The sequence below is a fragment of the Polaribacter atrinae genome, from assembly GCF_038023995.1.
Classification (GTDB): Bacteria; Bacteroidota; Bacteroidia; order Flavobacteriales; family Flavobacteriaceae; genus Polaribacter; species Polaribacter atrinae.
Map to the genome: position 1 here is coordinate 1,115,375 of NZ_CP150660.1, position 26,934 is coordinate 1,142,308.

Below are 26,934 nucleotides of genomic sequence, written 5' to 3' on the forward strand. Positions count from 1 at the left end.
ACTATGGATAAAGAAATAACATTTTCGGAATTTATAGAACATATATGCAAAAGACCACTAATGTATTGCTTGGGTGGAACTTTCAATGAAGTTTCGGCTTTTATCCAAGGATATTGTTCTGCTAAAGAAACACCGATTAGCGGAACTGAATTCAATCGATTTGTCTGCTTAAAAAATTCTTTCCCAACGAATTATATTTGGACTTACGTAATTAAAACTTGCTCGAAAAATGATGAAGACGGAATTTCGAATATAAAAGAAACAATTCTCGAATTTATAGAATTGTCCAACCGAATGAACGAAGAAGAATTATTCCAATTTGCTGTTGATAATGCAAATACGAAAGAAGGAGAACCAGAAAAAGTTTTTCGGAAATTCGAGAACGCTTTATTAGTAGGTAATAAAAAAATCATTCAATCCTTAATTTTAGATAACGATAAAGCAGATTTATTATGGAAAGGGAAATATCCAGATTCTGTTACTGAAAAGCTGAATGAATTGTCAGAAAACCAACCAATAAAGAGAATTAAGGAATCTGAAAACGGAAAGTCAGTTGAATTAGTTGCTTCAGGTTTCCCATTTACAATTGAACTTATATTAAAAAATAACGAATGGAAAGTTAATGCGGACAAAATAATAAAATTAAGAACTGAAAATAACTGTGCCTAACACCGTGTATAACCAATTGCTTGGTTTGTGTGTACTCGGAAATTCCTAACGGAATTTCCTATTGGTTCGTTTTCTTTTGTTAACTTAGTTCTCGCCAACGCAACTAGCCATACACAAAACCGTTAGCTGTTATTTAAGAAAAACGCTACAGAATAAAATCTATAGCGTTTAATGAGTTTCCTAGCTCTAAACCACTGAGACTTACTTCCCCTATTTTGAAAAATTAGTGGAAAAGGTTGGATTCGAACCAACGACCAGGATGGAATCTTTATAGTATATTGTAATTTCCAAATATTTAAATACAAAAGTAGAATAAATGACTGACTTTAAATCTGAATCCTATACAAATTTATTAGAATCACATACGAGACTTAATAATTATATAAAAATATCTACAGTATCTGTTGACTATCTTTATAATTCGAAAGAAGATAATAAAGAATTATCAAACCTCATTAATAGTTTAATTTTAAATTCTGGAGAAAGATGGACACCTAGAGTTATTAAAGAACCAAAAAAGCAATTAGAATTAATAAAAAATGATTTAACAAAATCTGCAATTGTTTGGGTTTATTCAGCTTTCGATATTTTTTTTAAACAAGTTCAAGGAATTCTTTCAGAACATTTTATAATTAAAGATGACAAATCCCTAAATGAAGATGATAAGCAACATAAAATATTAGAACTTTACAAAAAACTCAACTGGGATAACAAAGAAATTAAAACATATCTACCTATTCTTAAATTTTATGAATCTATAAGACATTGTACTGCTCATAATATGGGAAAACCAAGTTTAAAATTAATTGAACTTTCAAAAAGTAATGACTTTAAAGAAGCTATTACCAATTGGAAAACAAAATTTCCTAAAAAGAAAATTTCAGCACCACCAATTATAAAGGATAACATTATAACTCTAAAACCACATCATACAATTATTTATTCAGAAACCTGTATTAGAATAGCAAAAGACTTAAACTTGAAAATGTTTAATAAACTAGGTTTAGAATATTTTATAGATAAGACTATTCAAAAACACCTTTTATCTAATAATAAACTGACAGATCCAAAATGTCAGAATTTGACTCGATACCTCGTTTACCATTTAAAAAAGGAGATAAATATTTCGATTACCCCATATGAAAATATATTTAAATATTACAACGAAGAACAAATTGAAGATTACAAAAAAAGATATAGTTCAATAAAAAACAACAGCTAACACCGTGTATAATTAATTGCTTGGTTCTGGTCTACTCGGAAAATTCCTTCGGAATTTTCTCTGGCTCGTGAATGTTTGCTAAATTAGTTGCTGAAACACGCAACTAACCATACACAAAACCGTTGTAAATAATTGTGAAACAAACATTCGTCATATTATTAAACTTAGCATTTCTGATTTTAGTTGGTTGCAAAACAGCCAAAATATCGGAATTAAATAAGCGCATAAATATTGCGAACAATTTGAGTATTGAAAAATCACCTTTTCAGTCCGCAAACTCAATGGGAACAGAATTGAAAAAACAACTTCAATTCAGAGATGAATACGCAAATAAGCTAACAGAATTAAGGACATCTTACCCTAATAAACCAATAATTCTGACTGAAAGTTATATGTTTATCTGTCTTGGTTGCGTAGCTGATTATGTAAGCATCTTTACAGATGGAATATTATATGAATACACATACGACTCAAGTCTAAAGAAATACAAAGAAAAATCAAAACAAGTCTCAGTTGAGGACTTAGTTTTCGAAGGAGGAGCCCAAGATGATATTAAAGAAATTTATGAATCTGTGGTTGCGAATGAAAATTGGAATAAGAATCCAAAAAAATATGGAGACGAAAACTGTTTTGACGGAAGTCAAACTTTTTATACAGTTTACAAAACCGACAATCAGATTGAAAGTATGTATATGAGATGTTGGACACCAACTGATTTTAGGAATGAATAAAAACAACTATTTACAACAATGTATAACCGCAATTACGGCGGATTCGACTACGTCCGAATCCACTCGGAATTGCTAAAGTCTGTGCCAAACCGAAAATTAACGCATATTAACCCGTAACTGACGGTTATACGAGACCGTTGTAGCAAATTAACACGAAATCGTAAAAAACGAAAAATTATGAAAATTATGAAAATTATGAAAAAATTACTATTAATTATTGGAATCATTACTATCTGCTCTTGTTCCTCAAGTGATGAGGAAACTAAAGTTGAATTAGAAGTTAATTTAAATCCACCAGAATGGATAATCGGAACTTGGATATCTCAAGATGTTGGAAGTAATGATTTTGGCTGGAAATTTGAAACTAATAATGCTATTCAGATTGTAGAAGGAGGTGATAATGGGTGGAATCTTAAAGAAACAGCAACAGGAATATTAAATGGATATGATGATTTAACTAATCAAAATCAAGTAATTGTTGAAGACATAACGAATGACTCATATTCTGTAAAAGTTACATTTTATGATACAAGACCAAGTATGATTACATATTTCACTTATAAATTTGTGAAAATCTCTGATACTGAAATACAATGGGTTACTGCACCAACATCAATAAATCCATTAACAATGACTAAACAATAATTGATTTTGAAAAAAGATTACTCTAAAAGAACTGAATTAGAAAAAATTAAAACGAATTGGAATAAGGTCAAAGGACTTTATGAAAGAAAGGAATGGTCAACTGCAATATTGCGTGCTTCAACAACAGTTGAATTAAGTGCAAACTTTGTCATCAGAAAAGAATTGGAAGAAAAACAAAATATCGATGAGGATTTTGTATCTCATTTATTATTATGGGCAAATGGAATTCGTGGTAAATTTGACAAACTTTTGATTCCTATATTTAAAAATTCTGATTTTAAAAAAGAGTTGAAAAAATTGAATAAAAAAGTTCAAGATATAAATAAGGAAAGAAATACAATTGCTCATAGTGGACAATTTAAAAAAAAACCAACAGCTCAAAAAATCGTAAAAGAAAGTAAATTAGTAATTGAAACTTTAATTAAAGAATACGAACAAGATTTTGAATTAAAAATAATAGAAAAATAACTTGCTACAACACCGTGTATAATTAATTGCTTGGTTTTAGCCAATTTACGAAAGTCCTCGCGGACTTTCTATCTGTGTTTTATTTACTAACTTTAGTGCTTAAAACACGCAACTAATCATACACAACAACGTTAGCAAAAACTCGGGTGAATCGCCTCAGAAAGACATAAGTTATTTAAATATGCTTTTCGCTTCAAAGTTGTGCGAATAAAAAGTGTGAATGAAAATGTTTGAATTTAGAACAGAAAAAAAAGAATTTTAAAAATTTTTGTGCCCGTAACCGCCCAGAAAATTCTGAAAGAATTTTAGCTAGTTTGTGGAATTATAAAGCGTTGAATTTACTCTGGCGGAATGAAATATCTGGAAACTTACTCTTTCGGAATTCAAAAAAATGAATGAGCAAGTTTGTGGGAATTTAGCTTGTTTGCGGAATTAACAAAATACCGAAAAACAGAATGTTGGAATTTCAATCAAAAGGAGAATTTTTAAGCTGAAAAAGAAGAGAATATAAGCTGGAGATAAAATTGAAAGAAAAAATTAAATCACGCTTTTGCTAACACCGTGTATAAAAAATTGCTAATTTAGTGCTTAACCAAAGTTAGTTGCACTTTTGCCAACTTCTGAATTTCCTACGGAAATTCCTCGCTGACAAAAACGCAACTTTCCATACACATAAACCGTTGGACTTCATTTCTCAATCTAACTCAAAAAAATGAAAAAGAAGATAATAATTACATTTTTTTTAATTTTAATTATTCTAGCTGGAATCTTTAGTTGGAAATATTTGAATTGGAAAAAAAAACTATATGAACAACCTGCTTCTTTAGATTTATTTATAGCTCAATCATTCTTTGAAAAAGATGAAGAAAGACCTTGGGCTGAATTTTGGGATAACAGTTGGAATAAAGTTACAAATGAAAATGAAAGAACAATTGAATGGATTTCAAATTCAAAAGATTTTGAAAAAATAGATTCAATATATCTTGGTTTTAAAAATACCACGAATGAAAAATTCTATTATGTAACTTGGGGTGAACCAAATTCGAGAATTAGAATTAGTTATAAAATCTTCAAAAACGGAAAAATTGATTCTATTCCTTTTGAAGGTTTTGGTTGTGGAACTGGAATTTATATTACTCCTTTAGAAAAAGGAGAAGTTGCAGGTGGAAAATTTTTGAATCCAATTTTATATAATCCTTATTCAGGTTATCCATTACCAGTGAAAAATGAAATATTTCCAAAATTATTTAAAGAAATATATGGAGATTCAATTGCTATAAAATTTGAACAAGCAACTTATAGTTTACCTTGGAATAAAATTCCGTCACAAATGATTGAATCAAAAGAAATCATTATTTCAACAGAAAAAGTTATTGAAAATTGGAAAAAATCAGAATTAAAATTAAGTAAGGAATTTGATAAAGAATATGAAAACAGTTACTATTTCAAAGAAAATGGAATTTACAAATTAAGTTCTTTATTTGAAAAAAAACAGGAAAAATAAAAACGAAAGCCCAACATCTTGTATAATTTATTGCTAATTAATCGCTTACTTACGAAAATCCTCTCGGATTTTCTTGGTTTGTGTTTTATTTATTAACTTTATTGCTTAAACACGCAACAAACCATACAAAAACACGTTGGCATTCATATGAAACCACATTCCAAAAGAAAATTTGTAGGTAATATAAAAGTTGATTTTTCATTCGGCGAATTGGACGAAAAGAATGAATATGGAAAAAAATCTTCTGAAATTGATTTTGAGGAATACCCAAAAGTCTTTATGCAATTGGAAGATAAAACCATAATCCAAGGTTTTGTTCATCTGATTAATGGAAAACCATTTATGATTCCTGAACCAGAGCCTTCAATTCTCTATTTTACAAACGCTGAAGACAAGTTAAACGAATTGTTGAAAATTCAATCCACCCTTCTTGAATCAAATTTGACTACAAATAATTACAGTGATTTATCTCACGCTTTTTATGATTTTTTTCAATTATCATCGGATTACATAATTAATCTGTTTACATCAATTGAGGCTTATAACAATAGTCTAATCACTGACAATTTCTCAATTAAAATTAAAGGAAAATATTATGACAAAGCACGAACACAAAGGTCAATGGACTTCTTAAACAAGATAAAAAGGCTATTCCACAAATTATGAATAAATCATTTTTAAAGGAAAACCCAACTGAATACGAATTCTTATTAGAAATAAAACATTTACGAGACAATGTCGTTCATACAAAAAATATGCAAAGTGGATTTCCTGCTTCATATCGTGAATTATATAAAAGTTATCTGAATTTTGATTTTAAAAAATCATATGAAATCTCAAAACATTATTTCAACTTCTATAGAGAGAATTGGATTGAAAACTGTAATTGTGGAAGATAAATACGAAATGCCAACACCGTATATAATTTATTGCTGGCTTCTTGCCTACTTACGAAAGTCCTCGCGGACTTTCTTTGTCCGTAATTATTTACTAAATTAGTTGCTTGAAACACGCAACAAACCATATACAAACCCGTTGCCCACAATATGAAAAAAACTTTGAGAACTACATTTACACTTGGAATTTTATTAATTGGAATTACTGTTTTTGGACAAGATTTCGGATTTGATATTCATAATATTTCGCTGAATGAATATGTCCAAATGGAAGAAAATTTAAAAAGTAAAAGAATCCCAACAACTTCAAATCACGTTTCATTTAGTGGAGATGCTCAACCGATTAAATACAAAAGAACTGAAAAGAAAATAGCGGACTTAATAACTTACTATTACTTTAAAGAAAAAGACTCAACAATGAGTTCTGTGCTTTACGAATGGGATGTTTCTAACTTTGTAAAGAAAGATAACAATCAAAAACCTAAAAAATATCAAAAAGCATTTATTTCAAAATATAAAGGTCTTAAAGAAAAAATTTCATCCGAATTTGGAGAACCAAAAACAAAGAGAAATTATTCTAATATTAGTCGATTAGATTCCATAAATACGTTTGTAGAAAGTTCAACTTGGAAACCGAATGATAGTACAGAAATTGAAATGTATGCAACTATTTCTAACTATTACGAAAAAAGAGGTGCAAGCACAATAAATCCAGTTCATCGAATAAGACTTTACGTAAGAAATCAAGCTAACGAAAAGGAAAAAGAAATTCCAAAACTTGACGAGAAAAAGTTGGCTGAATTGGAAAAAATAAAGACTGACTTTTTTACCGCTTTAAAAGAAAAAGATATATCAAAATCAAAAGAATTTTTATCGGACTTAATACTTGAAAAAGTTACTGACGAGCAATTAAATCTATTAATCGACAACATAGATTTTGAGAGAAAAACTGAATTAATTCACAGCGGAATCCAAATGGGACTTAATGGCAGTATGTTTACATTACTTCAGTATAAATATTCAGATGACAGTTCAAGTCCGCCAAATGAAATGATTAAACTGATTTTTGACGACAAAGATAAAGTTGTAGGAATTCAGCCGATTAAAATGCAAGGGAAAATTAAGGAATAAAATACTGTGGGCAACAACGTATATAATTTATAGCTTGGTCTGTTCTTACTCACGAAAAGCCTCTCGGCTTTTCTATTTTCGGTATTTATTTGCTAAATTACAGGCAGAAACACGCTACAAATCATATACAAGACCGTTAGCTAATATTAAAAAAATGAAACAGAAAATATGCAATTGAGCTTTAAAGAAAGAGTCCTGCTCTTTATTAAAAACATAGGAAGAGTCTTGAAAAAGTCTCTGATATGGCTAATTATATCGTACATCATACCGTTACTTAATATACTCATATTGTGGGCGATGAGAAAAAATGATTTTACTGTTGATATTAGTGTTGTTTCAATCATTATAGCAACTAACAGTTGTATTATCACCTCATTACTTCACCTATTCTATCTAAATGAGAAGAAAAGAGAATTTACATTTGTAGGAAGTATCATTTGCATATTAATTTCAGTTGCGTTATATGTTTTAAGCCTTGTTCAAGTGGAATTACAAAATCAATTTATTGATATTTCAATTTATGAATGGGGTGCTTATTTAACTTTAGCTTTTTCAATTTTACTTATCCTTATTTCAAAATATGATGAAGTGCAAGCAATAAGTGAATTTAAAGCAAAAGAAAGTAGAAATACTTCTAAGACAACTGTTAACGGCAAAAATGTTAAGGTATGAAGAACACTATTAGATTAAAATCAATAAAAGTGCATCAATCGATAGGGAATTTTTACTTAACATCTATTGATCCTCAGAATTTGCTTGAAATGTCAAGAGTAGATAGAAGACGAATCGAAAATGATGAGGAAGTTATAGGAATTCAAAGAGAATTAAAACCAGAGAAAGTTAGACAGATTAAAAAATATCTATCAACAAACAAAGCTACCTTTCCTAATTCTATTATACTAAATGCTGAAAAGAAGTATGTTGTTAATATTACCGATGATTCTATTGAGTTAGAAATAAATGAGAATACGTTTACTATCATAGATGGGCAACATAGATTAGAAGGATTTAGAGATAACCCTATTTCAAATTTTGATTTAATTATTTCAATTTTTATTGAACTTGAAAATGATGAACAAGCTGAAATATTTACAACTATAAATTCCCAACAAACAAAAGTTGACCCTTCACACAATCTCCATTTAGAATTAGAAAGTAAACTGTATACCCCAATTAAGATGATGATTGAGATAGCTCAAGCATTTTCTTATGATAAAGAATCTCCTTGGTTCAATAATATTAAGTTGATGAAAAACTCAAACAAGGGAATGATATCATTATCAGCATTTGTTAGACCACTGAATGCATTTACTTTTAACGATAATGATTATTATTTAATTAAAAACATATTAGATAAGTCACCTAAAGAATTCCCTTCTTTCAATGAACTGAATTACGATAATAAGAAATATATATTTTGGGATTTCTATAAAAACAGAGACTTTAATTCGACTTATAAAATTTTATATAATTACTTCAAAGCACTTAGTATTGTTTTAAATAAAGATTGGTTGAATGAAAAATCGTTATTAAATAAGACAACGGGATATAATGCTTCTATGAAATTGTTTAAAGATTTATTTAATGAAGGAATAAGTCAAAATGATTTGTCTTATGATTTTTTCTTTTCAAAACTTTCGCGAATGAATCGTTTAAACGGACAAATAAACAGTGAACAATTTGGAGCTTCAGGTTACAAAGCATCCAACGATTTGTATAATGAAATGAAAAAAAACATTAGCTAACAATGTATATGAAAAATAGGCGAATTGGTGCTAAATTCAAGGCTTGTGGCTCGTATCAAAGTTCGTTCATAACCGAAAGTTTTGTGCTTCGAAATCGCCTACTTTTCATATACTAACCGTTAGCAAAAATAACTCGTTGGAACTGCTAAACAGAATTCTGCTGAACTGAACGCAGAAAATAATCACTCGATTTCTGACAATCATTCTGCTGAAAATTACTCGAATTCTTCCGAACGGAACTTTGAAAATTTACTCGATTTCTGACAGAAATTATGCTGAAAAAATCACTCAAAATCGGAACCAAACTTATCGGAATTTATAAAAACAGAGTTTTGTAAAATGAACAAAATCGCTTTCGGAATTTACTCAAATCTGTAAATTCGGAAATGGAATCTCGAAACCTGCTCACTAAAATGTCTCGTTACTTTTGCTAACAGCGTGTATAAAAAATTGCTTATATTGGCTTAACCAAAAGTGGTTGCTCGTTTGCTTGCTTCTGATTTTCCTTCGGAAAATCCTCGCGCACAAACTCGCAACTTTTCATACACGCAACACGTTACCTGCCATATAACCACAAATGAAAATTACTACTTTAACAATAAGTTTTTTACTTTTAATTAACTTCTCTTTCTCTCAAATTAAGAAAAAGGAATTGAGCGGAATATGGAAAACGAATAGTGAATTATTTGCAAAAACCGACACAATTAAATTTTATCCAAATATTAAAGATTGTTACCAAACTAAATGGACTATTGAAAAAAGGAAATTTAAGACTAATGAATTAAACGTTTGCACAGAACCACCCAGAATAAGCGGAATCGTTGGAAAAGAAAAAATCAAATTGAGGAAAAAAGATTTCGGACAAATTATAGAATATTATCAAAATGGAAATTTAATTGATAAATACCGAATCATTGAATTAAATAAAGAAAGTGAGCCAGAACTCAAACTTATGAATTTTGACAAATTGACTGAACAAAAACTCTATAAATATGTAGATTCTTTAGTTCATAAAGTCTTGAATTACGATTCAAAAAAAACAGAAAATGATACTGGAATAATAATATCGGATTCTAATCCAAATGTCAAAATAAGAGTTAGAGATGGCGTAAATGGAAATCCTGAACCATTATTAGTTGTTAATGGTTATCCTTTACAAGACAGAGAACCTTTAAAAGAATTATTGCTCGTAGAAACATATGGAATTACTTATCTGACTAAAGAACAGTCTGCGAGTATTTATGGTTCGAGAGCTATAAATGGAGTTATTATTTTACAGACATCTGAAAAACGATTTAAAAATGTCCGAAAAAAATACGGCAGGTAACACCGTATATAATTTATTGCTAGTTCTAGCCTACTTACGAAAATCCTCGCGGATTTTCTATTCGGTTTTTATTTGCTAAATTAGGTGCTTAAACCACGCAACAAACCATATACAAACACGTTAGGCAAAATTTAAAAAAATATGAAAATCTACACACCAAATGATGGAATGAATGGATATAAAGGCTTTAAAAGAAAATTTGACTTTTTTATCCAACAATATGGAGAAGATGTATTTAATGAAATTAAAATGGAAACCTTAAATTCTCCAAACGTAATTAACTTATATCGTTCTTTAGAAAACAAATATTATCCAACAGCTGAAAATATTATGAATGTAACTTCCGAAGTTAATTACATAATTAAAAAAACTATAATAATCATACCTTCAAAGAAAAAATATGAAAAAAAGATTGATTATTCACATATCTGTTCTATGATTATATTGGAACATTGGATTCTGAATTTACTTCCATATCAAGAAGAAAATCCACTAACATATAATTCTGGAGACATCAAAAAAGATGGTTTTATTTTTATGTCAGGAGTTATGTCAATTATTGAGAATGAATATCGAGAATTAGAAAAAAAATATCTAGATTAATAAAGTATGGTAATATTTATAATTATAGTTGCATTAATTTACTTTTTCGCAGTTAGACCTTTTTTAAGACAGAAGAAAGCTGAAAGTTATATAAGTTATTACAATGTTCCAGATGAAATAAAAGAAATGATTGATTCTGAAAATGTATTTGATTTATCTGAAATTCTAGTGGATTTAGAGCTAAATCAGGAATATAAAGAAGCTAAAATAATTCTTGAAGCAATTAACAGTAAAGGAATGAATTTTTCGAGAAGGGTTGACAAAATTCGAAATGAAATGAGAATTAAGGCTGGTTTAGGTCCATTGCAACATTTCTAAAAAACTTTGCCTAACACCGTGTAATAAAAATTGCTTATTTTTAGCTTAACCAAAGTTTGTTGCATTTTTATAAACTTCTATTTTCCTGCGGAAAATAGCCGTTCATTTTAAACGCAACTTTCAATACACAAACACGTTGTGTGTAAGCTGAAAAATCTATGAACTATAAGATTATCATATTATTAATTTTGTCAATTGGATTTTTTTCTTGTGAATCAAATGTTAAGAAATCACTAAAACCCAATGAAACTGAAAATATTGAGAAAACTGTTTCAGAACCAAAACCTGAAATAAAAATAAAAAATGAATTTAGAGACACTATTTCAGTCGATTACCTTAAAAATAAAAAACTTCTTGACATTCTAAAAGTTTTGCCTGAAAGCACAATGAGAAGTTGGGAATGGAAAAAAGTTGATAGAGAAAAAACTGTAAGTTTTATTGAGAAAAATAATTTTATCATTGATACTACAGAAATGTATAATAACATTAAATACATTCAACCTAATACAATTGGAATTCAAGTTGTTGATGGATTTTGGACATTGTCAATTTATCAATTTGAGGAAAATGATTTTTTTATTGTCACCAATGATATAGTTGGAGATGGAAATGACATACAAACATTTAATTTTAAAAACAATGAACTAACACCAACTAAAATGATAAATTGGTTTAACGACTTTGACTCAAAACTACTTTTAAAGAATTCAACTGAATGTATTGAATTATTAGAAGATAATCAACTGACATTTGAATATGATTTTAGAGACAAAAATATGATTAAAATATCTTCTTGGTTATTAAACAAAAACGAATCAAAAGGTTGCTTAAAAGGAAATTCAATAAATTACAAATTGAATAAATCAAATAAGACATTCGACATTACTATAATCTATTGGAAAAACAATGAAACTGAATAAAGCCTACACACAACACCGTATATAATTTATTGCTGGCTCCTAGCCTACTTACGAAAATCCTCGCGGATTTTCTATTTGGTTTTTATTTGTTAACTTAGTTGCTTAACCACACAACAAACCATATACAAAAACGTTGGCAAACATACCCAAAAACAACCTTACAAATGACAAATAACTTTTCATCCGATTCAATTTTGTACTATCCATCAATTGAATTTCAAAGTGAAACTTGGGTAAAAGCCGCAATTACAATTAGGGATAAAATCTACCGAATAAAACCTGACGATTATTCCGCAAAAGACCCTGAAGAAATACAAATTGCAATTTCAGAGGGAATTATAGAAGATATTGTCCTTTCCGAACAAGACTTAAAACAAACAGCAGATAAATTTGAACATTATTGTAACGATTTAGAATGGTTTCCTGATGGTTTTGATTCCTCAACTTTTGAGGTTAGGTTACACGATGACAAAATTGATAGTCGACTAAAAGACTTTTTTAGAGAATTTTCAGGTCCTGTTGACAGAGACGGTTTTTATAGAATTAGACCAGAAATAGCGAATGGATATATGTTTTTTCTTGCTGATTCAATTAGTAAAAGGAGAAATATTGCAAGATTAACTGACGACCCTGATATGTTTACTGCAATGACATATTTTGATGTAGATGGAAATTTAGACGAATGGATTAGCAATGATGAGGCGACCGAACATTATTCAAATCTTATTATTGAAAATATGATACCAAGAGATATTCGTTCTATAAGAATGGATAGAATTATAAAATTAGCAGACAATCTTAAAAATAACAAAACTCAATTTCGAGAATTAGTTTCAGGCTTTTCCGAAAAACTATCTAAAATTGAAGATTCACAGTTTGCTTTAAAAGAAATTCAAAAATTCAAAAACGACATAGAAAACAGTCAAATGACAAGAAAAGAACTTGTTAGCGGATTTGCGAAAAACATAGTTCCTTCTGCTCTTTATGTTGGAGTTCCGACTTTAACAGCAAGTTTAATTGGAAGTGCTTTTAGCGGAAAAGATGATTTATTTAGTGCTGTACAGTTTGCTAATTGTGCTATAATTTCAAGTGTTGCTTCTGTTATGGATGCAGGAAAAGAAGTTAGGAAATCTTGGAACAGTAAAAAGTCAAATTACTATCTTGATTTACGAAAAGAACTGACATCAATGGAAACCAGTCAGATAAGAATTCAAAATATGACAAATAGATTAGACGAATATGTCAACGATTAAAGTACGATTTGCCAACACCGTATATAATTTATTGCTGGCTTCTCGCCTACTTACGAAAGTCCTCGCGGACTTTCTTGGTCGGTAAATATTTACTAAATTAGTTGCTTGAAACACGCAACAAACCATATACATCAACGTTGGCAAACAGTTATCCAGACCAACAAAAATTGTGCTTAAATTCAAGTTTTTAGATTTTTAACAAAGGAAAAAATAAAATGAAACTGAATTTGAAATCGAAATTGAAATTAAAAAAAACAACGTCGGAATTAAATACTCTTGCGGAAAAAATACGTTGGAATTTTGACTTGCCCAATGTTAGTTCTTTAAATCGAAAATTTAGCAAACTGGAAACTTTTGGCTGAATATCAGAAACGCAAAACGTTGGAAAAAAAACGGAATGAAAGGCGGAAATATTTTTGAGAATTTTAAGAAATAATAAACTTGAAATCTAAATTAAAAAATAGCGTTTGAATTTATCACTCTTGCGGAAAATTACGTCGGAATTTTGATTTGCCAAATGTCAGTTCATAACATCGAAAATTTAGCAATCCGAAAAGTTCTGGCCGAATAGCAGAAACGAAAAACGTTCGGAAAATAAACGGAATGAAAAGCGGAGATTTTTTTGAGAATTTTAAGAAAAAAAAGCTAAACTACGCTTGAGAAACAAAACGTCGGAATTTAACGATTGCGAAGAAAATAAAACCGATTTGCCAACACCGTGTATAATTAATTGCTTGGGTCGTTGCTTACTTACGAAAATCCTCGCGGATTTTCTTGGTTAGTGTTTTATTTAGTAAGTTTCTCGCTTGAACACGCAACTAATCATACACAAACACGTTGTGCGTCATTTAAGAAAAACCGAAAACGAAAGAAATTGAGTTGGATAAACAAATTATTTGGAACAAAAAAGGTAGAGGAAATTCCTACTCGAAAAATTGACTATATCCAAATAACAAAGGATTGGAACGCTGACCCAGTTTCGCCTGAAATTGAATTAAAAGTCGATGGAATTGACTTAATTATGGATATTTATCTCAATCATTTTCAGTTCGACAAATATCAAAAAGGCGATAAAGTCAAAATCCGATTTAAAAACTGTGCGGAATATTCTCTAAATACTTGCAATGACGAAGGGTATTTTTATGGACAATATAGAACAAATCACAACGAATTACCTTGGGGAGAATTTTATGAAATTAAAAGCGGATTAAATAATGAGTTACCAAATCCGATTGAGAAAATTCAACCAAATAATTCTGATAGAAAACATTTCATATTCTTTTTTAAAGACGAGACATTTGAATGTCTTGCTTCTGATTATTATTTAGACTTTTACAACGAAAAAGTGTTGAGTAACTGTAAAACAAAATACAATGTAGTTTTAGGAGGTAAAAAAATTGGAACTTCAAAACTCGAAAAAGCAGACGCACCAATGGGAGTTGCTTTTGGAATAATTGAATTTAATGGAATAAAAACGCCATACGAATTCTTTAAAGAATACTGCTTGAAAAATAATATTGTAATAAATACTGACGACCCAGAATTTGAATTTATTGATACTCAAGTAATATCAGAATTAAAAGTATTCAGACAGGATGGACTTGAAATAAAAGGAGTTGCTGGAAATACAATTACGGGAATGAAAGATGAAGGATATGAAATCTCAATTTTGGGAATAAGTTATCCTTTTTATAAAGAGGAATTTCCTCATCACGTTGAATATTATAAAAATATGTATAAATCGGAATAAAAACGAACGCACAACACCGTATATAATTTATTGCTGGCTTCTCGCCTACTTACGAAAGTCCTCGCGGACTTTCTTAGTCGGTAATTATTTATTAAATTAGTTGCTTAAACCACGCAACAAACCATATACAAACACGTTGCCACACATAAAAAAACTGAACGAAAATGTTCTGGAATAAAAGAAAAAAATTACCAATTACAGAAGAAGACAAAGTTTGGATTGATGAAGATTTAATTTGGTTAAAAGCTGAATTAGGAAAAGAACATTTTATGGAAATTCAAACTGTGAAACCAACAAAAGAATTTTATAACAGGAATTTCGATAAAACAGAAAAAGATGCTGAATTCATTTTAGAACGAACAATGGAATTAATGAGCATCAAAGATGTGGAAATAAAACTTGACTTTTTTTCAGATGGAATCGTAGAATCCGAAAATGGAACAATCTTAACAACACCTGCTGACATAAATGGAGAATGGGAAAGTGCAGCTGGAACTTACGAAAAGAACGAAAAAGGAATTGTAATATCAATTGAAACTCAACAATTAAAAGATCCTATTTCATTAATTGCAACAATTTCTCACGAATTGTCTCACCAAATATTATTAGGAGAAAATCGAATTGAGGAAAATGATGAATATTTAACTGACTTAACAGCTATAACTTATGGTTTTGGAATTTTTATAGGTAATTCAAGATTTAATTTTTCACAATTTTCAACAAATGGAGGATTTGGCTGGCAATCAAGTGGAATTGGATATTTACCTGAACAAATAATAGCTTATTCAATGGCTTGGTTATCTAATGAACGAAATGAAAATACAGAATATTCAAACTTTTTGAAACCATCAATAAAAAAGTATTTTAAAAATAGTTATGAATATTTGAAAAATGAAAAACCTGAATAATTACGTGTGGCAACACCGTATAAACTTTATTGCTGGTTTTAGCTCACTTGGGAAATTCCTCCGGAATTTCGCCGTTCGTACTTTATTTATTAAATTCACTGCTTAAACAACGCAACAAAGCTTATACAACAACGTTGCCACACATTTGAAAATAAGAACATTGAGAAAAATTTACTTACTGACTTTACTGTCAATTATTTTATTTAACTGCCAAAATAAAACTGAATTGAGAACCGATTTACAGCCAATTTATTCAGATTCGAAAAACGCTTTACAAGGAAACAATCTGTATGGAAAAGTTGAAAAAATTGAATATTACAAAACAACTTTTCAGAACACAGTAAATGAAGATAAACCTGTTCTGAACAAAATAGAAGAGTACACTGATTTTGGGGAATTAAAAAAAGTACAATACTTCGATAATTATGGAGAACTTACACAAACTAATGTTATTGATTATAACAAAAACCAAGATTTCATAAAAAGTGTTTCAATTAACAAATCAAACGAATCGAATATTATTCAAACTTCGGAATATGATACTATCAAAAACACGAGTGAATTGAGTGTTTTCGTTAATGATACAATTGACCATAAAACAACTTTTTATTATGGAAAAAATGATTATCAAATAAAACGAATTTCCATTAAAGGAAATGATACGACCGAAGTTAATTTAGAATACGCTTTTGATAATAATGATAAAATAATATCTTCTACACAAAAAGAAAAAGGGAATGACAAATCAATGACAACTAATCTGTTTAAATATGACAATAACAACAATCTAATAGAATCGTCATATAAAACAGAATGGATAGAAATGATAAGCGAAACGGAATGGAAAGATGGAAGAATTTTTAAACAAACTTCTTATACAATATCAGCGGATTTAAAAAAGCATTTAGACAATATAACTGAATTTGATATTTTATATAATCCCACTAATTCAAAAGAATATGAAAACTCAAAATTAAATCGTGAACTGAAATTTACCTATGAATTTGACGAAAATGGGAATTGGATTAAGAAAAATGTATCAATGAAAGAACATTTTAATAATTCAAAGGAATTCGTTCCAATTTATGTGGATACGAGAAAAATAAGTTATTGGAAATAAAAAACGTGTGGCAACAACGTGTATAATTAATGGCTAGTTCTCGCCTACTTACGAAAATCCTCGCGGATTTTCTATTCGGTTTTTAATTGCTAAATTAGGTGCTTAAACACGCCACTAATCATACACAACAACGTTGCCAAAAATTGTCCAGAACCACTCAAACCGTTGGAAAAAAAACAATAAAACTCTTGAAGTTTAAAATGTTAGACACTCTCTCGCGAGTCAAAAATTTAGTTTTTAATAAAAATTAAAAAGGGTGAAAATATAGAGATTCTTAAAACAAAGTTTGTGGAATTTTTACTCAAACTTAAAATTTAAAAGGCGGAGAAATCTCGCTTTTTAAGAATAAAAGAAACCACTCAAATGTTGAATTTCCAATTATTGCGGAATGAAAATGTTGGCGGAATTGTCACTCAAACGTAAAATTTGAAAATTAGGAAAGATCTCGTAAGTCAAAAAATGGAAAAAACACTCTAATGTTAAATTACCAATATTGCGGAATTAAAAATATTGGCGGAATTATCTCTCGAACGCTAAATCTCGAAAATAATAACCAAAATCGGAAAAACAAAAACAACTTTAGGCAACACCGTGTAAAAAAAATTGCTTAATTTTAGCTTAATAAAAATTAGTCGCATTTATATAAACTTCTATTTTCCTTCGGAAAATAGCCGTTCATTTTAATCGCAACTTTTCATAACACAACAACGTTCTACGCAATTTACCAAAAATACCGCTGAAAAATGAAAACCGAAAAAATAATTTATGAAACTAAACCGAAAATAATTAGTCTTTATGGAGTTCTTTTTTTGTTTTTAATTGGAACATATTTCGTTTATACTTCTGAATCATTGACAATCAAAATTTTTATGGGTGGAATTTTTTTATTCGCACTAATTTTTGGAATGATTAGAAATTATCTTGCAAACGGAATTATAATTACTGAAAATAAAATAGAATTACTGAAAACGAATATGACTGGAAAAACTGAATCTGAATTTATTAATTTTTCTGAAATTAAAAGCGTAAAATATAATCAAGGTCAATATCGACAAGACAGCGCAATTTATTTAAAGAGAAAACTGAAATCGGAACTGAAAGTTCTTATTCCAATTAATTCATTTGAATTTGGTCACGTTTTAAAGTTTTTAAACGGAAAAGGAATTGAAATTAATTTAGTTCATTCTGACCAGGAATTACGAATGTTTATAGACGGAAAAATAACTGAATTTCCAATGACGAATGAAAAAACTGCGTAGAACACCGTATATAATTTATTGCTGGCTTCTCGCTTACTTACGAAAGTCCTCGCGGACTTTCTTGGTCGGTAATTATTTACTAAATTAGGTGCTTAAAACACGCAACAAACCATATACAAACACGTTGGCAAACAGTTATCCAGACCAACAAAAATTGTGCTTCAATTCAAATCTTTAGATTTTTAAGACAGGAAAAAATAAATCGAATCTGAAAATGAAATTGAAAAAACAACAACGGAATTAAATACTCTTGCGGAAAATATACGTTGGAATTTTGGCTTGCCCAATTTTAGTTCTTTAAATCGAAAATTTAGCAAACTGAAAACTTTTGGCTGAATATCAGAAACGCAAAACGTTCGAAAAAAAAAAGGAATAAAAGTCGGAAATTTTTTTGAGTATTTTAAGAAAGAATAAACTTGATATCTAAATTAAAAATAACGTCTGAATTTATCACTCTTGGAAAAATTACGTCGGAATTTTGATTTGCCAAATGCCAGTTCATTGCATCGAAAATTTAGCAATCCGAAAAGTTCTGGCTGAATAGCAGAAACGCAAAACGTTCGGAAAATAAAACGGAATGAAAAGCGGAGATTTTTTCGAGAATTTTAAGAAAAAAAAGCTAAATTACGCTTGAGAAACAAAATCTCGGAATTTAACGATTGCGAGAAAAATAAAACCGATTTGCCAACACCGTGTATAATTAATTGCTTGGTTCGTGCTTACTTACGAAAATCCTCGCGGATTTTCTTGGTTCGTGTTTTATTTAGTAAGTTTCTCGCTTAAATACGCAACTAATCATACACAAGACCGTTAGGGCAAATTAGAGAAACCGAATGAAAGAGGAAAAAATTCAAGATATTTTACTACCAATAATCGGACAATTTGTTTGGGGAGCTAAACAAGGATATGGTTCATTCTTGAATTTAGAATTTGGTAATCCGAAAACTGAATTTAGTGGAATTTATAAGCCAAAAGAAAAAAACAAGTTTCCTTTTAACGAGTTTGAAAATAGACACGTAACAATAAAGGGCGAACATACTTTTTTCATTTATATGTCTAATTGGAAAATATATGCAAAAGAAAATGAATTAGCTCACGATGAAAGCGAACGTGAAGAAATTGAATTCGCACTCGGATTTATAAACGGTCAAAAGCTGAATAAAATAATTATAAATACGAAAAAAAATATAACGGAACTGGAATTTGATTTAGGAGGAATAATTATGATTTCTGACGAAAATTATGCTGACGAAAATTACGAATTGTGGAATTTTTATACAGAATCAGATAAAGTTCTTACTTACCGAAATGACCGAAAATCAAGTTATGAAAAAGCGAAAATGGAATTTGGCAAAGAAAAATTTACAGAAATAAACGGAATAATAACTTGCCCTAACACCGTATAAAAATAATTGCGGCTTACTGCTTAATCAATGGTCGTTGCGTGTTTGTAACGTCTGATTTTCCTTCGGAAAATCCTCGCATACAAACCCGCAACTATTCTTATACATAAACGTTGGCAGTAATAAAAGAAAATCTACAAAGTTCGGTTTTTATCCGAACATTTTTATATATTTGCAATCGCAGATGAGACTAACCAACAAGAAAATATTAGAAAAGCTTAAAAGAAAGAACAGAGGAAATATTCCTTTGACCAAAGCTATCGACCAATTGATTAAGGACATTGATGAGAATAATTGGAAGAATCAAACTGAACTAAATATAACAAGAAAAGATGCTGACATTGTTCATAGTGATGGATTCTACTTTTTTAATATTAATGTTCACAGAACAATGATTTTGATTGAGTTTGATGATAATGAAGCTACTGCTGTTTGGGTGGGAACGCATCAAGAATATGAAACGGTTTTTAAGAATAATAAAAATACTATTAAAAAGTGGTTAAAATCTAATGATTGGATTTAAAAAATAAAATTATGAAAACACAATTCGACATATCAGAACTAATTGAAAATGGAAAAATTCAAAATGAATTGGATTTTGAAAGAGCATTGATTGCGGACAGAAAATTACGTGTTCTTTCAAAAGAAAATCCGAAATTCAAATCTGTTAGAAAACAATTAAGAGATTTAATTGAGGTGTACGAAGATAAAAATTGGAGTGCCAATTCTAATATTTCTGACAAAAAATTACGTGAAAGTGATGTTGCGGAATTGATAGCCGAAAAAGAACGGTTATTTATCCAGCGAAGAAAAGAGCTTATCCGAAAAAAACTAAAGAACTTAAATCTAACACAACAAGACTTTGGGAAAATTTTGGGACACCAAAGCAAATCCTATATGTCTGAACTGATAAATGGAGTAAGTCCCTTTTCCTTAAAAGATTTGATTGTTATCAATAGAATTTTTAAAATTGACTTAACCGATTTAGTTCCGACTTTTTTACCACAATCTGATAGAGTTAAAATAAGAACAACGATTAAAAAATTGGATAATCCAAAACTTAAATTAAGTAAAGACGATTTAGCTATAGCATAAAATTACTACTGCCAACACCGTATATAGTTTATTGCTATTACTGGCTTAACCAAAGGTAATTTATTTTTTTTTAGCTTTGTGATAAATCCGAAAAAACAGTACTTATTTAAACGCAACAAACCATATACAAACCCGTTGGCAACAATACAAAAAAAACACATCTATGTACAGAGGATTTAATTTAGTAATTCCAGAAACCCTAAATGACAGCTTTACAGAGAAAGGAAAAGAAATCCACTCTGAAATGACCGAGAAAATAAATGATAGGTTTGATGATTTGATTGCCTTTAATGGAATTATAAATGGAAATAAAGTAATTGAAAAATGGTTCCCAATAATTGAATGTGACATTTTTTTATCTCATTCTCACAAAGATCAGGATAAAGCAATAGCTTTAGCGGGATTACTATATAAAAATTTTGGTTTAAAAACATTTATTGACTCTACTGTTTGGGGATTTTCAGACAAACTTTTAAAAGCTATAGATGATAAATATTGTATGCACGAAAATCAAACTACTTATAGCTACGAAAAAAGAAATTTCTCAACAAGCCACGTACACTTAATGCTAAATTCTGCTTTAAATAAAATGATTGATTCTTGTGAAGCAATTTTTTTCCTAAATACACCTAATTCAGTCTCTGCAATTGATACAATAAAAGACAGTACAAATTCACCTTGGATTTTTTCAGAAATTGCAACAACACAAACTATAAGAAAAAAAACACCAAAAAGATTAAAACAAGAAACTCGAACCTTTTCAAGTAGAATATCTTTAAGCGAAAGTGTGAAAGAGCAATTAACAGTTGAATATGAACTTGAGTTATCACATTTTACAAAATTAACTTTGCGTGACATACAACTTTGGATAAATAAAGCAAAATTTTCAAATTCAAATCCCTTAGACGAGCTTTATTCATTGAATCAAATAAATTCTAAATTCTTAATAGATGGATAATAATAAATTAAAACATTTGGAATTTATCCATAATACTATTAATAGAATGAGTACTAATTCATTTTTAATCAAAGGTTGGTCAATAACTATTGTATCTGCTCTATTTATATTTTCAGACAATAAAATGAACGAAAGAATTTTAGGAATTGCAGTTTTATCAATAGCAGTTTTCTGGTATTTAAATGGATACTTCTTACACCAAGAAAGAAAATTTAGAGGTTTATATGATAAAGTAAGAAAACTTCCGGAAAATCAAATAGATTTCTCTATGTCAACAAAGGAATTTAAGAAAGATGAATATAGTTTAATAAGTTGTATTTTCGGAAAAACAATTTGGCCATTATATTTTTCCATAATAGTTATGATTATTATAATTCAGTACATTGCAGAAAGTACTGTTGCCAACACCGTATAAACTTTATTGCTGGTTTTAGCTCACTTGGGAAATTCCTCCGGAATTTCGCCGTTCGTGCTTTATTTAGTAAATTCACTGCTTAAACAACGCAACAAAGCTTATACAACAACGTTGCCAACAATACGAAAAATGAAAATCGGAACTAAAATATTAATCCTTTTATTGACTTTAAATTTTCTTTCTTGCAAAGGAATTGCTCAAGAAACGGAAACTAAAAAACCGACAACTGAAATTGATTTTTCGGATACGGAAAAAAGTTCTATTCCGAAACCAATTGGAATTATAAATGATTACGGACAAATTTTTACGGAATCACAACGAACTGAATTATCGAAAATTCTTTATGATTACGATATTGAAACGACAAGACAAATTGTTGTGGTAACAGTAGACAACATAAAACCATATAACGATATCCAAAAATTCGCAACGGATTTAGGACAAACTTGGGGAGTTGGAACGGCTGAAAAAAATAACGGATTGACAATAGTTGTGTGTAATCCTTGCAGACAAATCGGAATTGCAACTGGAACTGGAACTGGAACTGAATTGATTTTGACTGACGAAGTTTGTAAAAAAGTAATTGACGAAAAAATAATACCTGAATTTAAAAACGGAGAATTTTATAGCGGAATTAAAAAAGGTGTGATAGAATTAATAGAAAAATGGAAATAAGTACTGTTGGCAACAACGTGTATAAAAAATTGCTAAATTAGTGCTTAAGCAAAGGTCGTTGCATTTTTGTTACGTCTGATTTTCCTGCGGAAAATCCTCGCATACAAAAACGCAACTTTCCATACACAAAACCGTTGGCAGTAATTAAAAACTTAAAGAATAAGTAAACTATGAAAAGCATTAAAAATTAAAAATGAGCAAGTATTTAAATTTAATAATATCTACAAAGATTACTCAACCACATATTAAAAATTTTAATGCTATAGCATCCAATTTAAATACGTTAGACGGTTTGCAATATTTACCAAATCTTGAGAAGGCTGTTTTTTCTGGAAACAATATAGAGCAATTAACACCTTTAAAAAATTGTATAAAACTAATTGAATTAGACTTATCTAATAATAGGCTCACTGACATTAAAGATTTAATTAATTTGAGTCTAATGGAAGGTTTAAATCTTAGTAATAATCCTATCAATAATATAGAATGTTTAGAGTCTTTAAAATACTTAAAATCTCTAAAAATTAGATATTGTCAATTATACAACATTGAAAAATTGAAATTATTTAACCTTAATTTTCTTGATGTTACCGGAAATTACTTGGATAACTTAAATTTTATAAAACCTTTATTAAACCTAAAAACCCTCAATATATCAAACATTAAATCTTACGGAACAAACGAATTAGGTTATTTTAATAGAAATAATATTTCAGAAATTTCACAACTTGAAAACTTAATAAATTTAAAAGAAATAAGACTAAACGTAGGTTCAATAGATAATTTACAACCACTATCAAACCTTTATAATTTAGAAGTATTAGAATTTTGGACAAATAAAATTATTGACTTAAAACCAATTAGTGATTTAATAAAGTTAAAAAAAATTGATTTCGGTGATAATTTAATAAGTAATTTAGATGCATTTTCCAATTTACATAATCTTGAAGAAGTTAATTTAACAGGCAATGAAATCAAAGATATTGAACCACTAAAAAATTTAAGAAAACTTAAAAAACTTTCAATTGGTTTTAACAAAATCGAAAACATAGAATATTTAAGAACATGTAAAAATTTAAAAACTTTAAATTGTTTTGGAAACAATATAAAGGCCGAAAAAATTGAAATTCTTAAAAGAGAGCTTCCTGAATGTAAAATTAATGCAGGATTTTTAATCAAATAAACTTTAATTTTTCATTATAAAAAAATGAATATAGATTTGGAAATAGAACAAATAGTAGAAAAAGGTAAATTAATTACCGAAGGACTAAAAGAATATAAAAATACGATTGTAAATTTAGACGATTTAGAAGAACTATATAAGAAATTAGATAAATTATATTGTGAAATTCACGTTTATTATCGTGTAAATAACTCAGAATCGTTTGATTTTTTTTATAAATTATATTCTGAATTAGAAGAACTTTTTGAATTAAAAAAGGACCAGGAATTTGCAGATAAAGCAATGGAGGAATATCGTTCTTTTAATTCAAAAAATGAAATAAACCTAATTGAATGGATTTTAAAATACCAAAGATCTTTAGAACATTTTTGTGATAACTCAGAAAACGAATATAATTTATATCAAAAATTAAATACAACAAAACTGAATGTAATTGTAGATATAACAAAATATAAAAACTCATATGAATTCAATATAAAATATTGGAATCATTGGCTTGACATTTATTTTAAATATAGACCAGAAAAGGATAAAGATTTAAATAAAATTAAAGAACACACAATAGAAAATTATTTAATTTATCATAATAAATATATTGAAATTATAAAGAAATATAATAAAAATAAATAATTCAAAATAAAAAAACTACTGCCAACACCGTGTAGTAAAAATTGCTAAATTAGTGCTTAACAAAACTAGTCGCATTTTTGTAAACGTCCATTTTCCTGCGGAAAATAGCCGTTCACTTAAAACGCAACTTTCAATACACAACAACGTTGGCAGTAATGTAAAAAAAACACAACTATATTGAAATTTAAGGAAAATTGAAAGAATGAAGAACGAATGAATTACATTGTTGAAAATAAAAAATTAACGCTTCAATATATTCCTGGAAATGGAGCTTGGACATATCAATTGATAATCCCGAACACAAAAGATATTAAAGGAAAATGGGGCGATTTAAAAGTATCAGGAACTATAGATGGTTATGAAATAAAGAATAAAAATTTAGGACCAGTAAAAAATGCGGACAAAAAAATGTCTATAAATTCAGAAATTAGAAACGCAATAAATAAAGATGGTGGCGATACTGTAATTGTGACCTTATATCTCGAAAATCAAACCGGAACTAACGATATTTCTGAAATTTTGGAATGTTTTAAAGATGCACAAGTTTTACGAATTTTTGAACAATTGGAGAAAAAAGAACAAACAGAAATTCTAAATGAAATTACGAATGTTGCAACGGACGACCAAAAAGCGGAAAAAATAATCAAGTCGATTAAAAATCTTGAGAGTAAAAAAACATAGGAAAATGAAAACACTACTGCCAACACCGTGTATAATTAATGGCTTGGTTATCGCCTACTTACGAAAATCCTCGCGGATTTTCTATTCGGTTTTTATTTGCTAAATTAGGTGCTTAAACACGCCACTAATCATACACAAAACCGTTGCCATTAATTTGAATGAAAAAACGAACTAACATCATATTAGTAATAATTATTGGAGGATATTTCCTCTTTTATTATTTAGCACCTTTTAATAAAAATCACGGAATTGAATTCAATTCTGAAAGATTGAAAATAGGAATACCTGAAATAGCAGACAATCTAAAACAAATCGAATCATCGGATAAATATGAAACAGTTTGGTATGATGAAAAATCTAAAAATGGGCATTTCAAAAAAATAGTTGAATATGGTTTTTTTGACACTAAAACAGAAACTGATTATTACGAAAATGAGAAACTAAAAAGTACTTTTCTTTGGTCAAAATATGACTTTAGAAATAAAAGTTTTAAATACTTTATTGAAAAGCCAAATGACAAATTACTTTCTGCAACTAAAAGCGAGAATCTGAAATTTGAAAAACCAACTATAATTGAGGAATTAAGTAAAAAAGTGTTTGAAAAACATATCACGCCACTAATCATACACATAAACGTTGCCAAAAATTGCCCAAAACCAATCAAAACGTTGGAAAAAAAACAATAAAACTTCTGAATTTAAAATGTTAGACACTCTCTCGCGAGTGAAAATTTTAGTTTTTAATAAAGATTTAAAAACTTTGAAAATATTTAGATTCTTAAAATAAAGTTTGTGGAATATTCTCTTAAACTCAAAATTAAAAAAGGCGGAGAAATCTCGTTTTTCAAGAATAAAAGAAACCACTCAAATGTTGAGTTTCCAATTATTACGGAATGAAAATCTTTGTGGAATTATCACTCAAACGCTAAATTTGAAAATACGGAAAGATCTCCTAAATCAAAATTTGAAAAACCACTCAAATGTTGAATTCCCAATATTACGGAATTAAAAATATTGGCGGAATTATCACTCGAACGTTAAATCTCGAAAATAATAACAAAGTCGGAAAAACAAAAAACAACTTTAGGCAACACCTTGTATAAAAAATTGCTAAATTTGGCTTAATCAAAAGTTTGTCCTTTCTTATAAACGCTATTTTTCCTGCGGAAAAATGCCGTTCATTTTAAACGCAAATTTCCATACAAAAACACGTTACCAAAAATAGCTCAATCACTCAAATCCTGAATTTAAAATAGCATTTAAAAGCTAAAAAAAGAATTTAAAATTGCGGAACACTCTCTGAAGATTGGAAAATTCTAAAAGAATTTTGTTTACATTTTTGAGAATTTAGAAAAATAAAAAGTAAAAACTGAGCAAAGTGGAATTGAGCAAAATGCGGAGTAAAATCTGTGTAAAATTATCTTTA

29 protein-coding genes are annotated in these 26,934 nt (G+C 28.9%); all 29 read left to right on the forward strand.

The features are described 5' to 3' along the window. Positions 1 to 3 precede the first annotated feature (3 nt). The 29 genes from WG945_RS04780 (at position 4) to WG945_RS04920 (ending at position 26,195) form a co-directional block, all read left to right on the forward strand. The gene (locus WG945_RS04780; protein WP_068450962.1) at positions 4 to 669 is read left to right on the forward strand and encodes a hypothetical protein; all 666 of its coding nucleotides are present in this window, start codon (positions 4 to 6) and stop codon (positions 667 to 669) included. Positions 670 to 985: 316 nt separating this feature from the next. Beyond that, a complete protein-coding gene (locus WG945_RS04785; RefSeq protein WP_068450959.1) occupies positions 986 to 1,891 on the forward strand; it encodes a hypothetical protein in 906 nt (301 codons plus the stop codon). 134 nt (positions 1,892 to 2,025) lie between these two features. Continuing rightward, complete coding sequence (locus tag WG945_RS04790; protein ID WP_157603694.1) at positions 2,026 to 2,622, forward strand: hypothetical protein; 597 nt, start codon at positions 2,026 to 2,028, stop codon at positions 2,620 to 2,622. Between the two features lie 195 nt (positions 2,623 to 2,817). Next, positions 2,818 to 3,267, forward strand: coding sequence for a hypothetical protein (locus WG945_RS04795; protein WP_157603693.1), 450 nt, complete (start codon positions 2,818 to 2,820; stop codon positions 3,265 to 3,267). A gap of 6 nt (positions 3,268 to 3,273) precedes the next feature. Then, positions 3,274 to 3,735 carry a hypothetical protein gene (locus WG945_RS04800; RefSeq protein WP_157603692.1) on the forward strand — a complete coding sequence of 154 codons (462 nt, stop codon included), beginning with the start codon at positions 3,274 to 3,276 and terminating at the stop codon, positions 3,733 to 3,735. Between the two features lie 712 nt (positions 3,736 to 4,447). Further along, positions 4,448 to 5,239: a hypothetical protein gene (locus tag WG945_RS04805; RefSeq protein ID WP_068450949.1), complete on the forward strand. Its 792-nt coding sequence runs from the start codon at positions 4,448 to 4,450 to the stop codon at positions 5,237 to 5,239. Between the two features lie 147 nt (positions 5,240 to 5,386). Continuing rightward, positions 5,387 to 5,905 carry a hypothetical protein gene (locus WG945_RS04810; RefSeq protein ID WP_068450947.1) on the forward strand — a complete coding sequence of 173 codons (519 nt, stop codon included), beginning with the start codon at positions 5,387 to 5,389 and terminating at the stop codon, positions 5,903 to 5,905. Between the two features lie 380 nt (positions 5,906 to 6,285). After that, the gene (locus WG945_RS04815) at positions 6,286 to 7,266 is read left to right on the forward strand and encodes a hypothetical protein (protein ID WP_068448997.1); all 981 of its coding nucleotides are present in this window, start codon (positions 6,286 to 6,288) and stop codon (positions 7,264 to 7,266) included. A gap of 297 nt (positions 7,267 to 7,563) precedes the next feature. Continuing rightward, positions 7,564 to 7,938 (forward strand): hypothetical protein, encoded by a 375-nt coding sequence (locus tag WG945_RS04820; RefSeq protein WP_157603735.1) that lies wholly within the window; start codon positions 7,564 to 7,566, stop codon positions 7,936 to 7,938. Continuing rightward, positions 7,935 to 9,011: a DGQHR domain-containing protein gene (locus tag WG945_RS04825; protein WP_068453037.1), complete on the forward strand. Its 1,077-nt coding sequence runs from the start codon at positions 7,935 to 7,937 to the stop codon at positions 9,009 to 9,011. The genes WG945_RS04820 and WG945_RS04825 overlap by 4 nt, the downstream gene beginning before the upstream one ends. Before the next feature lie 577 nt (positions 9,012 to 9,588). Then, complete coding sequence (locus WG945_RS04830; RefSeq protein WP_068448995.1) at positions 9,589 to 10,338, forward strand: hypothetical protein; 750 nt, start codon at positions 9,589 to 9,591, stop codon at positions 10,336 to 10,338. A gap of 141 nt (positions 10,339 to 10,479) precedes the next feature. Next, a complete protein-coding gene (locus WG945_RS04835; protein WP_068453043.1) occupies positions 10,480 to 10,941 on the forward strand; it encodes a hypothetical protein in 462 nt (153 codons plus the stop codon). Positions 10,942 to 10,947: 6 nt separating this feature from the next. Further along, complete coding sequence (locus WG945_RS04840) at positions 10,948 to 11,259, forward strand: hypothetical protein (RefSeq protein WP_068453040.1); 312 nt, start codon at positions 10,948 to 10,950, stop codon at positions 11,257 to 11,259. 158 nt (positions 11,260 to 11,417) lie between these two features. Continuing rightward, complete coding sequence (locus tag WG945_RS04845; protein WP_068450505.1) at positions 11,418 to 12,179, forward strand: hypothetical protein; 762 nt, start codon at positions 11,418 to 11,420, stop codon at positions 12,177 to 12,179. Positions 12,180 to 12,343: 164 nt separating this feature from the next. Beyond that, positions 12,344 to 13,432, forward strand: coding sequence for a hypothetical protein (locus tag WG945_RS04850; protein WP_157603674.1), 1,089 nt, complete (start codon positions 12,344 to 12,346; stop codon positions 13,430 to 13,432). Between the two features lie 874 nt (positions 13,433 to 14,306). Continuing rightward, the gene (locus WG945_RS04855) at positions 14,307 to 15,182 is read left to right on the forward strand and encodes a hypothetical protein (protein ID WP_157603672.1); all 876 of its coding nucleotides are present in this window, start codon (positions 14,307 to 14,309) and stop codon (positions 15,180 to 15,182) included. A gap of 164 nt (positions 15,183 to 15,346) precedes the next feature. Continuing rightward, positions 15,347 to 16,090: a hypothetical protein gene (locus WG945_RS04860; protein WP_068450498.1), complete on the forward strand. Its 744-nt coding sequence runs from the start codon at positions 15,347 to 15,349 to the stop codon at positions 16,088 to 16,090. A 226-nt stretch (positions 16,091 to 16,316) separates the two neighbouring features. Next, positions 16,317 to 17,210: a hypothetical protein gene (locus WG945_RS04865; protein WP_068450496.1), complete on the forward strand. Its 894-nt coding sequence runs from the start codon at positions 16,317 to 16,319 to the stop codon at positions 17,208 to 17,210. A gap of 743 nt (positions 17,211 to 17,953) precedes the next feature. Next, positions 17,954 to 18,469 (forward strand): hypothetical protein, encoded by a 516-nt coding sequence (locus WG945_RS04870; RefSeq protein ID WP_068449028.1) that lies wholly within the window; start codon positions 17,954 to 17,956, stop codon positions 18,467 to 18,469. A gap of 833 nt (positions 18,470 to 19,302) precedes the next feature. Continuing rightward, positions 19,303 to 19,875 (forward strand): hypothetical protein, encoded by a 573-nt coding sequence (locus WG945_RS04875; RefSeq protein ID WP_068449030.1) that lies wholly within the window; start codon positions 19,303 to 19,305, stop codon positions 19,873 to 19,875. Between the two features lie 181 nt (positions 19,876 to 20,056). Next, positions 20,057 to 20,395, forward strand: coding sequence for a type II toxin-antitoxin system HigB family toxin (locus tag WG945_RS04880; RefSeq protein WP_068449031.1), 339 nt, complete (start codon positions 20,057 to 20,059; stop codon positions 20,393 to 20,395). Then, a complete protein-coding gene (locus WG945_RS04885) occupies positions 20,386 to 20,967 on the forward strand; it encodes a helix-turn-helix domain-containing protein (protein WP_231874586.1) in 582 nt (193 codons plus the stop codon). Before WG945_RS04880 ends, WG945_RS04885 begins: the two co-directional genes overlap by 10 nt. Before the next feature lie 244 nt (positions 20,968 to 21,211). After that, positions 21,212 to 21,925: a hypothetical protein gene (locus tag WG945_RS04890; protein ID WP_157603577.1), complete on the forward strand. Its 714-nt coding sequence runs from the start codon at positions 21,212 to 21,214 to the stop codon at positions 21,923 to 21,925. Further along, entirely contained in the window at positions 21,918 to 22,340 is a 423-nt protein-coding gene (locus WG945_RS04895) for a hypothetical protein (RefSeq protein ID WP_068449035.1), read from the forward strand. The genes WG945_RS04890 and WG945_RS04895 overlap by 8 nt, the downstream gene beginning before the upstream one ends. Before the next feature lie 129 nt (positions 22,341 to 22,469). Next, positions 22,470 to 23,015, forward strand: coding sequence for a TPM domain-containing protein (locus WG945_RS04900; protein ID WP_068449037.1), 546 nt, complete (start codon positions 22,470 to 22,472; stop codon positions 23,013 to 23,015). Positions 23,016 to 23,208: 193 nt separating this feature from the next. Further along, entirely contained in the window at positions 23,209 to 24,198 is a 990-nt protein-coding gene (locus WG945_RS04905; protein WP_068449039.1) for a leucine-rich repeat domain-containing protein, read from the forward strand. Between the two features lie 24 nt (positions 24,199 to 24,222). Further along, a complete protein-coding gene (locus WG945_RS04910; RefSeq protein WP_068449041.1) occupies positions 24,223 to 24,828 on the forward strand; it encodes a hypothetical protein in 606 nt (201 codons plus the stop codon). Between the two features lie 213 nt (positions 24,829 to 25,041). Beyond that, a complete protein-coding gene (locus tag WG945_RS04915) occupies positions 25,042 to 25,509 on the forward strand; it encodes a DUF1905 domain-containing protein (RefSeq protein WP_068449043.1) in 468 nt (155 codons plus the stop codon). A gap of 158 nt (positions 25,510 to 25,667) precedes the next feature. Then, positions 25,668 to 26,195 (forward strand): hypothetical protein, encoded by a 528-nt coding sequence (locus WG945_RS04920; RefSeq protein WP_340866977.1) that lies wholly within the window; start codon positions 25,668 to 25,670, stop codon positions 26,193 to 26,195. Positions 26,196 to 26,934: the final 739 nt, after the last annotated feature.

Excerpts from the sequence above, each read along its gene's own strand:
- WG945_RS04780 (WP_068450962.1), top strand. The coding sequence starts at position 4 with ATGGATAAAGAAATAACATTTTCGGAATTTATAGAACATATATGCAAA.
- WG945_RS04785 (WP_068450959.1), top strand. The coding sequence starts at position 986 with ATGACTGACTTTAAATCTGAATCCTATACAAATTTATTAGAATCACAT.
- WG945_RS04795 (WP_157603693.1), top strand. The coding sequence starts at position 2,818 with ATGAAAAAATTACTATTAATTATTGGAATCATTACTATCTGCTCTTGT.
- WG945_RS04805 (WP_068450949.1), top strand. The coding sequence starts at position 4,448 with ATGAAAAAGAAGATAATAATTACATTTTTTTTAATTTTAATTATTCTA.
- WG945_RS04810 (WP_068450947.1), top strand. The coding sequence starts at position 5,387 with ATGAAACCACATTCCAAAAGAAAATTTGTAGGTAATATAAAAGTTGAT.
- WG945_RS04815 (WP_068448997.1), top strand. The coding sequence starts at position 6,286 with ATGAAAAAAACTTTGAGAACTACATTTACACTTGGAATTTTATTAATT.
- WG945_RS04820 (WP_157603735.1), top strand. The coding sequence starts at position 7,564 with ATGAGAAAAAATGATTTTACTGTTGATATTAGTGTTGTTTCAATCATT.
- WG945_RS04825 (WP_068453037.1), top strand. The coding sequence starts at position 7,935 with ATGAAGAACACTATTAGATTAAAATCAATAAAAGTGCATCAATCGATA.
- WG945_RS04830 (WP_068448995.1), top strand. The coding sequence starts at position 9,589 with ATGAAAATTACTACTTTAACAATAAGTTTTTTACTTTTAATTAACTTC.
- WG945_RS04835 (WP_068453043.1), top strand. The coding sequence starts at position 10,480 with ATGAAAATCTACACACCAAATGATGGAATGAATGGATATAAAGGCTTT.
- WG945_RS04840 (WP_068453040.1), top strand. The coding sequence starts at position 10,948 with ATGGTAATATTTATAATTATAGTTGCATTAATTTACTTTTTCGCAGTT.
- WG945_RS04845 (WP_068450505.1), top strand. The coding sequence starts at position 11,418 with ATGAACTATAAGATTATCATATTATTAATTTTGTCAATTGGATTTTTT.
- WG945_RS04850 (WP_157603674.1), top strand. The coding sequence starts at position 12,344 with ATGACAAATAACTTTTCATCCGATTCAATTTTGTACTATCCATCAATT.
- WG945_RS04860 (WP_068450498.1), top strand. The coding sequence starts at position 15,347 with ATGTTCTGGAATAAAAGAAAAAAATTACCAATTACAGAAGAAGACAAA.
- WG945_RS04870 (WP_068449028.1), top strand. The coding sequence starts at position 17,954 with ATGAAAACCGAAAAAATAATTTATGAAACTAAACCGAAAATAATTAGT.
- WG945_RS04875 (WP_068449030.1), top strand. The coding sequence starts at position 19,303 with ATGAAAGAGGAAAAAATTCAAGATATTTTACTACCAATAATCGGACAA.
- WG945_RS04880 (WP_068449031.1), top strand. The coding sequence starts at position 20,057 with ATGAGACTAACCAACAAGAAAATATTAGAAAAGCTTAAAAGAAAGAAC.
- WG945_RS04890 (WP_157603577.1), top strand. The coding sequence starts at position 21,212 with ATGACCGAGAAAATAAATGATAGGTTTGATGATTTGATTGCCTTTAAT.
- WG945_RS04895 (WP_068449035.1), top strand. The coding sequence starts at position 21,918 with ATGGATAATAATAAATTAAAACATTTGGAATTTATCCATAATACTATT.
- WG945_RS04900 (WP_068449037.1), top strand. The coding sequence starts at position 22,470 with ATGAAAATCGGAACTAAAATATTAATCCTTTTATTGACTTTAAATTTT.
- WG945_RS04905 (WP_068449039.1), top strand. The coding sequence starts at position 23,209 with ATGAGCAAGTATTTAAATTTAATAATATCTACAAAGATTACTCAACCA.
- WG945_RS04910 (WP_068449041.1), top strand. The coding sequence starts at position 24,223 with ATGAATATAGATTTGGAAATAGAACAAATAGTAGAAAAAGGTAAATTA.
- WG945_RS04915 (WP_068449043.1), top strand. The coding sequence starts at position 25,042 with ATGAATTACATTGTTGAAAATAAAAAATTAACGCTTCAATATATTCCT.
- WG945_RS04920 (WP_340866977.1), top strand. The coding sequence starts at position 25,668 with ATGAAAAAACGAACTAACATCATATTAGTAATAATTATTGGAGGATAT.